Genomic DNA, 10,673 nt, shown 5'->3' on the forward strand with positions numbered 1-10,673 from the left:
CAACACCCATGAAGCGACGCAACGGCACCTACAACACCAAACGCCAGCTGGCAACACCCATGAAGCGACGCAACGGCACCTACAACACCAAACGCCAGCTGGCCGATCTGCGGCAATGGCCGCCCGAACGCCTGAAGCAGCTTGGCGAGCGGCTGCTCTATGGAGGGAACCCTGAGCACAAGCGCAATCCCGGTGATTTCGGTCTCACGCCCCCCAGTGGTGCCCGAATCGGAAAGATGCTCTGCGACGAAGTTGGCATCTTCCACCGGCAGGAAGCCTTGGAATTGCTACGTTCCGGTGTTGCCGCTGGCCTGATCAGCGAGCGTTGCGTCAACGGCTGGCCCCAGAACATCTGGGCTGTACGAGACGGTCGCGTCCTGGAGGCGCAGCTTGAGCAGAGTGAAACAGGTACTTATCACGGCTACCCCCTGCAGCCAGAAGATCCTTTCGCTGAGCTGGTGCTGCAGCGCTTGGGAGACGAACCATGACCGACTTACAGCTCAGCATCAGCAATTGGGAAGCCGCTGGCCAAGGCACTGCTGAGGTGCTCGCTTCCACCGGGCGGCTGCGCCTGCAGGTGGGCGACATCAACCTCACCGAACACGAGGACACCTTCTCCCGCACCAGCCGCCAGGAGGTGCTGGTGTCGGCTTATCCACTGGCCTTCTGGCTTGCGGCCAACTGGTGGCGTCTGCTCCACGAACCCAAACCGCCCGAACGGTGGCGTCCCAGCACAGAGTGGCGTCTGGCCCATGAGTGGCCTGCCGCCAATGCAGGCACCATCTGGCCCGCTGTGGTGCTGGCCAGCGAGGGCGACACCATTCAGTTCCAGGCTTCGATCGCGGCTGGTTCGCGCCAGCAGTCGATTCGCTACCTGAACACGCTGCCGGTTCCGGTTTCGATCCCACGGGAGCAGGTGGAAGCGGTACTCGACGCTTTCATCGACTCAGTGCTGAGCCGGCTGGAGGCCTGGGATGCGATCCACACCAAGCTGCTCGACCTCTGGCAAGAGGTGAAGGATGAGCGCACAGACGAAGAGTCCAGCAGCTACAGGCGCTTAGAAGCCTGCTTGGGGTTTGATCCCGATGATGCACCGGAAGCCTTGATGGAGCAGGCGATGCGCTTGGCTGAAACCATGGGGCCCCAAACGTTTAATGAGATTGCTCCTCTCTACGGGCGTTCAGCCCAGGGCCAACTTCCAGGTCTCCAGCAGTTTCAGCAACTGCTGGAGAGCCCAGCTCTTGAGGCCAGGTTGCAGGTCTTTGAGGACGTGCTTCAGAAGCCGATCCAGTCGCGTGCGCCCTGGCGCCGAGCCCAGCAGCTGGCCCATGCCCTGCGCCAACACTTGGGCCTCAGCAATGAGCCCATCCCAACTGCTCTGCTCTGCGATCTCTTTGGCTTGACGCCCCAAGCCTTTGAATCAACCCTGCCACCGAGACGCCAACCGATCGCTGTAGCGGTGCCAGGGCCAACCGGACAGATCGCCCTGCATCTACGCAAGTTTTACCCGCCAGCGCGTCGTTTTGAGCTCGCTCGCTTTCTCGGTGATGCCCTGGTCACAGGATCCATAACTGAGTCGTGGTACGTGAGTAGCGACATCCCCACATATCGCCAGAAGGTCCAGAGGGCCTTCGCCGCTGAATTTCTTTGCCCTGCTGAGGGTGCCTTGGAGCAGCTCTGTGGCGACTATTTCGAACCGGCCGTGGAGCAGGTCGCCGAGCGATTCGGCGTCAGCCCAGAAATCGTCGAGAACCTCATCGCCAACCAAGAGGTGACTCGGTGACCGCTTCAGCACCCAACAAGCTCCACCGCCGCCTCTGCCAGGAGCTGGCCAAGCAGCTCAGCGAGCACAGGGTTCTTCTGGTCTTTGATCCKGGCCAGCAGCTGCGGSCCTTYCTCGACGAGGTCGCTACGGCCCCGCCCAGCGGCAAGGAGCTGGGCAGCCTCAGCTTCGGGGAGCAGCAGGCCGGCTGGGCGGTGGCTGGCAGCAGCCTCTACSAGCTRCGYAGCCAGCTTGAACCGCACGTTGCAGCAGATCTGCCCGATCCGCTGCTCGTCTACYTACCGGATCGCCAGGAGAGCGAAGGCCGCGCCGTGCTGCTGGAGCTGCTCCGCGCTGGCTCCAGCTTCGAGATCAAGCTGGTCAGCCGTGCCCGCGGCTATCTGCGTGAAGTGCTCGAGCCTGAAAAGGTGGAGCAGCTGCTCAAGCGACCCGATCTCACCTACCGCGACATCGCCCTGGCCCTGGAGCAAGCAGGTAGCGGCGGCTTCAGTCAGCTCAAGGCGCTGTTTCAGCAGCAGCTGGGCCGCAACAGCTCTCCCGAGAACGCCGAGCTGGCCCGCCTCTGGCTGGCAGCAGATGGGCTCGATGACGCCATCAGCGCCAAAGGGCTGGAGAACGAACTGCAGGAACTGCTCCACAGCCGCTGGGGCCTGGGCTTCCCCGTAGAGACATCCCTGGCCGACTGGCGCCAGCGGGCCCAGCGGGCCCTACTGCTTCATGAATTTCTGCGCGACTGGCATGGCGATGAGCTCAGCGCCTTTGCCAGGCAGTCGCTACCGGTTGGTAAGGCCGCCGAAGAAAACGCCCTCGCCGATGTGCAAGGCCTGCGCCGCAGCCACGCGCCCGCCTACATCGCCATCGCTAACCGCATCGAAGCAGAGCTTGAGCTGCGCTCGCTGATCAGCGGCGAGCGGCCCGGCGTGCTCGGCTCGATCGACACCTTCCCCTGCGAAGAACAGTTCCTTTTGCGCAGCGTCGATGTCTTCCTCGCCCAGGGCGAGTACGCCAAGGCGCAGGAGCTGGTGGCCGCCCGTCACAACAGCTTCTGGCTGGTGGGTCAGCCCACCGATGCCCAGCAAGCCAGGCGCCGGCTGCAGTGGGAGCTGGCCCGCACCGCCGCCGCCCTCGGGGTGGCCCTTGAGCAGGCGCAAGCTCAGCTGCCTAAGGCCGCCGCTGCAGTTGAAGCCTGGCTTCCGTATCAGGCAGAGGCCGCCCAGCAGGTCGATGGCCTGCAGCGGCGCCTGGAGCAGCAGGTGGCTGAGCTCACCGCCAGCGAGGTGGAAATCAGCGACGCACTGGAGCAGCTGCGGGGCCGCTACGAGGCCCTACTGGAGCAGCAGGCCCAACGCTTCACCGCTGCCTTGCAGCAGGCTGGCTGGCTTATCCCTGGTGCCTTCCCTCAAACACGCACCTGGAGCGAGCGGGTGCAGCCCGGCGCCGGCAGGGCCGTGGTGTTCTGGGTGGATGCCCTGCGCTACGAGATGGGCGCCACCCTGCACGAGCGCTTCAGTGGCTGGAGCCGCGAGCAGCTCAGCGACCTCAAGCTGGAGATCGCCCAGGCCGCCCTGCCCTCAATTACGCCCGTTGGCATGGCAGCCCTGCTGCCCGGCGCGGAGCGCAGTTTCGCGGTGGCCGATGTCGCTGGCAGCCCCTGCTCCGTGGTCGATGGGGTGCCGGTGGGCTGGAGCAATGGCAAACCAAAGCGCATTGCCCATCTCAAGCAAAGAGTCCCAGATGTTGTTGTTCTCAATCTCCTCGATGTCATCACCAGCAAACCAGACGATCTGAGGGCGAAGCTTCAAGGGTCAGCCCCGGTGGTGATCACCAGCGAAGGAATTGATAACGCTGGAGAGCATGACAATGAACGCAAAGCAAGCAATTCCAGAGCAGACATGGAACGCGAACTTGCCGTCATCGAAAAGGCAATACGCGTGCTTTCAAAGGTCGACCTGCAAGTCCCACTGGAGCGATTTGTAATCACGGCAGATCATGGATACCTGCATTTCCCTGTTGGCCGAAATGCCGGAATGAAGATCGATCCACCAGACGGGAAGATGCTCAAGCAGGAACGCCGTTGCTGGCTGGGTCATCCCTCCGCAGTGAAGCCCCCTTCCATCGAGATTCATCCTGCCTCGTTGGGCTACGGTAATGATGGGATAACAGTGGTAGTTCCGAAGTCCTCTGGTGTATTCAAGGCCGGCGGCAGCCTCTGCTATCACCACGGCGGCAGCAGTCTCCAGGAGCTGCTGATCCCCCTGCTCAGCTTCCGCTGTGTCCCGCCGGCCGAGACAGAAGACAGTGCAGCTGGCTATGCCACCGGCAGCAAAGCCAAGAAGCAAAAGCCCTGGCCTGGAGCGCTGGTGGAGAAGGTCACCAACCGCATCCTGATGGTGCCGATCGAGCTACCCGTTGATCTGCTCAACCAGGGCCAAACCCGCCATTCGGTGCTCGCCGCCTACGACTCCAAAAGTCAAGAGTTGGTGGCAACCTCTATTCAGGCTATCGGTGCCGAGCTCGACCGCGACACCAACCGCCTCACCCTCACCCCCGGCCAGGCAGCCACCATCGGCCTGCTCATTCCCGGCGACTGGAGTGGCAAGAAGCTCTACSTGGAGCTGCGYGACGCWGCSACSGAYCTGGTGCTGYACCGCAGCCCCGATCTGCCAGTGGAYCTGCTCGGCTGATGGCTCCTGTTMMCTACCACCTGGGCGGCTTCCCTCCACCACAGCTCGATTGGCAGCAGCTGATCCCACTACTGGGCCCTGCTAACGCCAGCCTGGCTCGCTATGACGGCCTGCTGGAGGGGATCCCCAACCCCGCCGTTCTGCTAAGCCCCCTCTCCAGCCAGGAAGCGGTGCTGTCCTCCAGGATCGAGGGCACCCAGGCCACCCTGGCTGAAGTCCTGGAGTTCGAAGCTGACGCAGATGCCAGCACGCTGCCGCAGGAACGCCGCGACGACATCCGCGAGGTGCAGAACTACCGCCAGGCCATGAGGCAGGCACAGGAGTTGCTGGTTACCTTGCCGCTCTCGCTGCGGGTGATCAAAACCCTGCACGCCACCCTGCTTTCTGGGGTGCGCGGTGACAACAAGGCTCCAGGCGAGTTCCGGCAGATCCCCAACTGGATCGGGCCTAAATATCGACCGATTGAAGAAGCCCGATTTATCCCCATCAGCGCTGACAAGCTCAATGCTGCAATGGGCAACTGGGAGCTCTTCATCCATGCCGAATTTCCCGATCGGCTCGTGCAGCTCGCCATCCTTCATGCCGAGTTCGAGGCGCTGCACCCCTTCCTTGATGGCAACGGCCGCATCGGCCGGATGGTGCTGCCGCTCTTCCTCTGGCAGACCGGCATTCTGCGCCTGCCTTACTTCTACCTGAGCGCTTATTTCGAGGCCAACAAGGACAGCTATGTGGAGCGGCTTCTTGCCATCTCCCGTGATGGCGACTGGACTGGCTGGTGCCGCTACTTCCTGGAAGCGGTGCAAGCCCAGGCCAGCCAGAACCAGGCGAGGGCCAGCCAGATTCTGGCCCTTTACGAAAACCTCAAGCCCACCGTTCAGGAAGCCACCCGCTCCCAATACGCCGTAGCCGCCCTGGACTGGATCTTCTCCACCCCCACCTTCCGGGCTACCGATTTCGAGAAGTACGCCGGCATGCCCGTACCCACGGCCAAACGTATCCTCCGCTGCCTGGAGAACGCCGAGATCCTTGYCGTGATCAGGAAGGCCAGCGGTTCGCGCCCCCGGGTCCTCTGCCTGGAGCAGCTGCTGGCCGTTGCGGAGGGACGACCCTGACACCTAGCTTGTGGATCACGAAACCCCGATCCGTGATCCACAAAGATGTTTGTGGTTCATCCATGATCCACAAGCTTCCCTGCCTTACCGAGCACAGCACATCAGCTAGCACCTCCGAATCCAGCCCCCATGAACACCCCCGCCCGCAACGCTCTCGACGACAAGGTAAATCAGGTATTTGCTGGTAAGTGCGTTCGAAAAGATCTGGTTAGAGCTGTAAAAGTGGGCGCCAACGTTCCGGTATTCGTTCTTGAATATCTTTTAGGAAAATACTGCGCTTCTTCCGATCCAGCGGCGATTGAGCTTGGTCTAGCAGTCGTAAGGGACACACTGGCAAATAACTACATTCGCCCTGATGAAGCTAATAAAGCTCAAAGTCGTGTGCGGCAAAAAGGAAGTTACACCTTTATTGATAAGGTAAAGGCACGTTTAATTGGTTCTACTTTTGTTGCAGAGTGCGTAAATTTTGGTAGTAGTAATCTACGGATTAATGAAAATGATGTTTACGCCTTTGAAAGGCTCCTCACAGGTGGAGTTTGGGCTCAAGTTGAAGTAGAATGGGATGAAAGTGATAGTAAGGCACCCTTTTCAATAAGCCAAATAACACCAATTCAGTTAGCAAGTTTTAACTTAGAAGAATACCGTAAGCTACGAACTCAGTTCAGCACAGATGAGTGGATTGATCTTTTAATTCGTTCCATGGGATATGAACCCTCAAGCATGGAGCAGCGTCTCAAACTTTTATTCCTTTTACGGCTTATTCCGCTCTGTGAACGTAACTACAACTTAGTTGAATTAGGTCCTAGGGGTACAGGTAAAAGTTTTGCAGTACAAGAATTATCACCTTATGCAGCCCTATTAACAGGACCCACCACGGTGGCAAACCTGTTCGGGCACATGAGTGGAAAGATCAAGGGAATGGTTTCAATCTGGGATGTAGTTGCATTTGATGAAATAGCAGACTTGCAGAAGATGCCAAAAGAAGTAATTACAACAATGAAAACTTTTTGTGAATCGGGCCAATTCCAGCGAGGGGCAGAAAGCTTTTCTGGAGATGCAAGTATTGCAATGTTTGGCAATACACAGCAGCCAATCGATGTAATGGTGCAAACGGGGCATTTATTCGCACCAATGCCTGATGTGATAAGAGATGATATGGCTTTTATTGATAGGCTTCATTGTTATCTCCCTGGCTGGGAGATGCCAACCATGAGAAATGAATATTTTACCGATAATTATGGCTTTGTAATTGATTATTTAGCTGAGGCCCTAAAAGATTTGCGGAAACTTAATTACACAGAATTATGTGATACATATTTTAGCCTTGGCGCACATTTAAATACTCGCGACAGAAAAGCAGTGCGGCGAACGGTTTCGGGTTTAGTTAAAATAATACATCCACATGGCTCGCCTTCAAAAGAAGATCTAGAAGAAATACTTAAGCTAGCAATAGAAGGTAGGCGCAGGGTAAAAGAACAATTAAAGAAAATGGGTTCTTTTCAATACAGTCAGACATCTTTTAGTTACTCAGACAATAGTACAGGAGAAGAACATTTTGTTGGGGTACCTGAACAAGGAGGAAAGGACCTTATAGCTTCTGAGCCCCTTTCGCCTGGCTCTATTTATGCAGCTTCTGTAACAGGTGATGGCAATGTGGGTCTTTACAGACTTGAAGTATCAATTTCATCAGGTAATGGCAAATTAAAACCTGCTGGCGGAATTGGTGGAACAATGAAGGAATCCATACAGCGGGCATTTGCTTATATGCAAGCCAATAAAGGCTCTTTTTCAATTACACATGAAACCGATAACTATGATTTTAATGTTGAAGCTATTGATCTTTTAGGAAACAAGCTTCAGCTTGAAATAGGAGTTGCATTTTTTATAGCTGCCTTCTCTGCAATAAGGCATGCATCAGCACGCGCTGGAATGCTTGTGATTGGAGATATGAGCATACAGGGAAATATCAAAGCTGCAAAATCGCTTGTCGAGCTGCTTCAGGTAGCTATGGATAATGGAGCACGATGCGCATTAATACCTGCTGAGAATAAAAGAAGTTTTCTAGAAGTTGATACTGATGTAATAGACAAAATTGATCCAATCTTTTATAATGATGTCAAAACAGCCACATTTAAAGGGCTGGAAGTAATTTAAACTTTTAACCCTTTAATTACATAGATAGTTAATATGCAAAACATTAGTKYGCTATTYCTAATTTCGAACCTTTCCTTATGTTTTCCAAAGCAGTTATTATCTGTAAATTATTGGGATGATGCTGTCCGCCTTTAGATAAGGGCACATCATGATCAACATGATACAAGATGCAACCAGCATCATTGTTTAATCTAGATCTTTCATCATATATCTGCTTGATCTGCTCTTTTTCTATCTCAGTTAGCTCTGGTGTTTGATCAATAATACGCTGCCTCCTTCTCTCGATATAAGTAGCTGATTTGAATCTACCAGTTGCGTGCACATCTTCTGGTAGGGGACAGGTAAGCCCTGAAAAGTCAACTTGAGGTTCCTCTAGTAACCATAAATTTTCTCGTAATTTAATTGAACACCATTGATGATAACGCGAGTCCCCTTTCAGATCGAGCACATCTCGAAATTTAGTTACAACGTAGATAAAGTCATCWCCGATCTTTTCACCTGTCCACTTTGTCCAGCAGCGCGCAAGCAGACGACTATTCCCATTAACCCAGATAAATAAAGTTGGAAGCTCAAGTTCTTCTTCGCCCTTCGCCGGCCTGCGGCTTGCAAAAGTACGATCGCCCACCTTTGTTACAAGGCCTCGATTATTGGATTGGATTAGTCGGAATTTAATAGCCATATAATTAGCAAAGTTGGTTACTCATGATTGCAGCTTATAAGCAGGTTTAGCTGGTTCTAAAATTAGCACTAGCTTAATTTCGCAACTGTTCCCGATGGCCTTTTAGGAAGCTTTCCTGTTCGCGGTTAAATGGTCGAATTAGGTTTGCACCCTTTATTCCCCAGCAGCGTAGTGCTTCTTTTGCAATTTCATGTTCGCAGAGTAGTTCGCCAGTAGGATCAAAACTAATCCAGTAGCGATCAAATAATTTATCAATATGCGGCGATAACATCAGTCCATTTGCACCACTCAGACGCTCATTATTGTTGCTATTTCGCCATGGTTTGATATGGCTAGCTAATAAAAATTCTTGCCTTCTAAGTCCTGTTGCCCGGCAAGCAGGTTCTAACTGTGCAACCCGTTGACGAAATAAACCTTGTCCTAATCTTGCCTTAGTTAAGGCGTCGCGTTCGGTGCTATTAGTCACCTCTTTTAGTTGCTGCATGTCATCAATCAAGGAAAAAGCAGAGCTATTTTCTTCTTGCAAAACGAGCAAATGCACTTGAATAGCAGGATCTGAGTGCTCTTCTATGAGCTTTAGTAATAAGCGGCCTAGTAACTCGCCTAGTTCCGCCAGGTAAATACCTTGATTACCTCTACCTGTGCTGTTGCTGATGGGGCTATAACGTTCAGGAAGAAGAGGTTGTAGTAAATCAAAAAAGTTTTGTGGCACCAGTGCTGAACTTAGAGGCTGCCAATTCACRCGAACSAGCCAGCCTTCTGCRCCCCAATATTCACCTGTRCTGCCAAATTCMRRTGGTTTTKGAGCTGTTAYYGCYWCMTGATCTACTAATCCAATATGACTGATTTTYCCCCTGGCATAACTAAAAACGACATCCCCGCTAACGCAGCGGGTGAGATTGGTGTAACTAACATTATTAGCGCCATTTGCATTTGCTTTTGGTGACCATATGTAACCACCATCTGTTTCCTGCCGGTAGGTCTGCTTGTGGTTAACCCACCAAAAGGCCACAGGAAGAAAGGCTATTACTAATTATTTTAGCTATTTATATCAAAAAGATCTTGTTCCAGCAGTGCTTCTTTACCTCAACCCTTCACAGGCTTCCCCATCGCCGTTTGGTCAGCATCAGTTCATAGGAAGCGAAAATCTCCGAACATTCGCAGTAGATACTAGTAATTAAAAGTTAACCCAATTATCTGAGTATAGCTATGAAAAATTAATTTTACAATAGTATCTCATTTTATTTATCAAAAGAATGCTATTATTCAAGATTTAATGATTTATTAAATTTGAATTAGATATCAATATTTTACCGGAATTCAGGATGACCTCATTTTTATGCGAGAAATTAATGCAGGGCTACTTAGGTCAAAACATGCATAAACAATGTCTCCATCGTATGAACCGCCGGGAGGATTCAGAATCTCTAAGACAAGAGCAGACTTAGGTAAAACTTCTAAGCACTTATCAACAAGAGTATTTTGATCTATTTCCTCAGATTCATTGGCAAAGATTGCAACGAGTTTATGTTGATACAGAGCCTGATCAGGTGGTAGGTCGGCGGGATCTGCGAAATATATTTCTCCGATCCAATCAATGAAAAAACGCAGGTGCGGAGAATGTTCAGCATCCGAATCAAACCCCTCCTCCTCCACAACAACATCAATACCCGTAATTGGGCACTTAAGACTTTTTATCCCTCCACGAATAGCAATTTCTGTAAGCGCGGCTGCCATTGGAATTCCCTTTAAAGCTTTTATACTCTAACAGGCTTTTATTTCTCAGCCAAAACCACTCTTCCTACACCTTCTGTAATCCCAGGGCCGTTGAATGCCGCCAGGCASATGCCATATGCCAAGGCTTTTTAAACGTGCTTCATTTTCAAGGCGTGAATAGGTTTCACGATCACAACCATCGATGTATTGCCAGTAAACAAAAGCAACACCTGCTGCCACCAATGCTTGGTTGATGTTKGTGTTGCCCCTGAGGACCTCAGCCACTGTGCGCCCGTAGCGATCGGTKGCCTTAGKGCGCARTGAAAYCTCAGTKCCKATTKGTAACTCTGCCTGCAATGCCTGGCGRGCATCAWTGCCCAGTACCTGGCTGCTTTCTGGCGCGTCGATACAAGCCAAACGCACTGTGGTTTTGCTTGTGCCGCTGGGAGTAGAAACGCGAATGGTGTCGCCATCACCCACAGAAAGCACCCTGAATTCAGCTGCAGCAACAGGTGCTAAACAGCTAAGCGCGAAAGCAGTTGCAG

General features: G+C 53.0%; 9 protein-coding genes. 5 read left to right on the plus strand and 4 right to left on the minus strand.

Annotation, left to right across the window (positions count from 1 at the left end; genetic code table 11):
* From C7K08_RS10845 to brxL, 5 genes are all read left to right on the plus strand, one after another.
* On the plus strand, window positions 1-488 hold a 488-nt coding region (locus tag C7K08_RS10845; protein WP_341272162.1), incomplete at its 5' end, for a hypothetical protein.
* Window positions 485-1,783: an ImmA/IrrE family metallo-endopeptidase gene (locus C7K08_RS10850; RefSeq protein WP_106500635.1), complete on the plus strand. Its 1,299-nt coding sequence runs from the start codon at window positions 485-487 to the stop codon at window positions 1,781-1,783. The genes C7K08_RS10845 and C7K08_RS10850, both read left to right, overlap by 4 nt.
* Before the next feature lie 389 nt (window positions 1,784-2,172).
* Entirely contained in the window at window positions 2,173-4,467 is a 2,295-nt protein-coding gene (locus C7K08_RS10860; protein ID WP_133165229.1) for a PglZ domain-containing protein, read from the plus strand.
* Entirely contained in the window at window positions 4,467-5,579 is a 1,113-nt protein-coding gene (locus C7K08_RS10865) for a Fic family protein (RefSeq protein ID WP_106500638.1), read from the plus strand. The genes C7K08_RS10860 and C7K08_RS10865 overlap by 1 nt, the downstream gene beginning before the upstream one ends.
* Window positions 5,580-5,708: 129 nt before the next feature.
* Window positions 5,709-7,733 carry a protease Lon-related BREX system protein BrxL gene (brxL, locus tag C7K08_RS10870; protein WP_106500639.1) on the plus strand — a complete coding sequence of 675 codons (2,025 nt, stop codon included), beginning with the start codon at window positions 5,709-5,711 and terminating at the stop codon, window positions 7,731-7,733.
* A gap of 43 nt (window positions 7,734-7,776) precedes the next feature.
* Here the strand turns inward: brxL and C7K08_RS10875 are convergent, their stop codons facing one another.
* From C7K08_RS10875 to C7K08_RS10890, 4 genes are all read right to left on the minus strand, one after another.
* A complete protein-coding gene (locus C7K08_RS10875; RefSeq protein WP_106500640.1) occupies window positions 7,777-8,412 on the minus strand; it encodes an HNH endonuclease signature motif containing protein in 636 nt (211 codons plus the stop codon).
* Window positions 8,413-8,485: 73 nt separating this feature from the next.
* Window positions 8,486-9,124, minus strand: a complete 639-nt coding sequence (locus C7K08_RS10880; RefSeq protein ID WP_133165231.1) for an HNH endonuclease — start codon at window positions 9,122-9,124, stop codon at window positions 8,486-8,488.
* Window positions 9,125-9,732: 608 nt separating this feature from the next.
* Window positions 9,733-10,149, minus strand: a complete 417-nt coding sequence (locus tag C7K08_RS10885; protein WP_106500642.1) for a hypothetical protein — start codon at window positions 10,147-10,149, stop codon at window positions 9,733-9,735.
* Window positions 10,150-10,194: 45 nt separating this feature from the next.
* A partial coding sequence (locus tag C7K08_RS10890; protein WP_106500643.1) for a thermonuclease family protein occupies window positions 10,195-10,673 on the minus strand: 479 nt, incomplete at its 5' end.

The sequence above is a fragment of the Synechococcus lacustris str. Tous genome (assembly GCF_003011125.1).
GTDB lineage: Bacteria > Cyanobacteriota > Cyanobacteriia > PCC-6307 > Cyanobiaceae > Synechococcus_D > Synechococcus_D lacustris.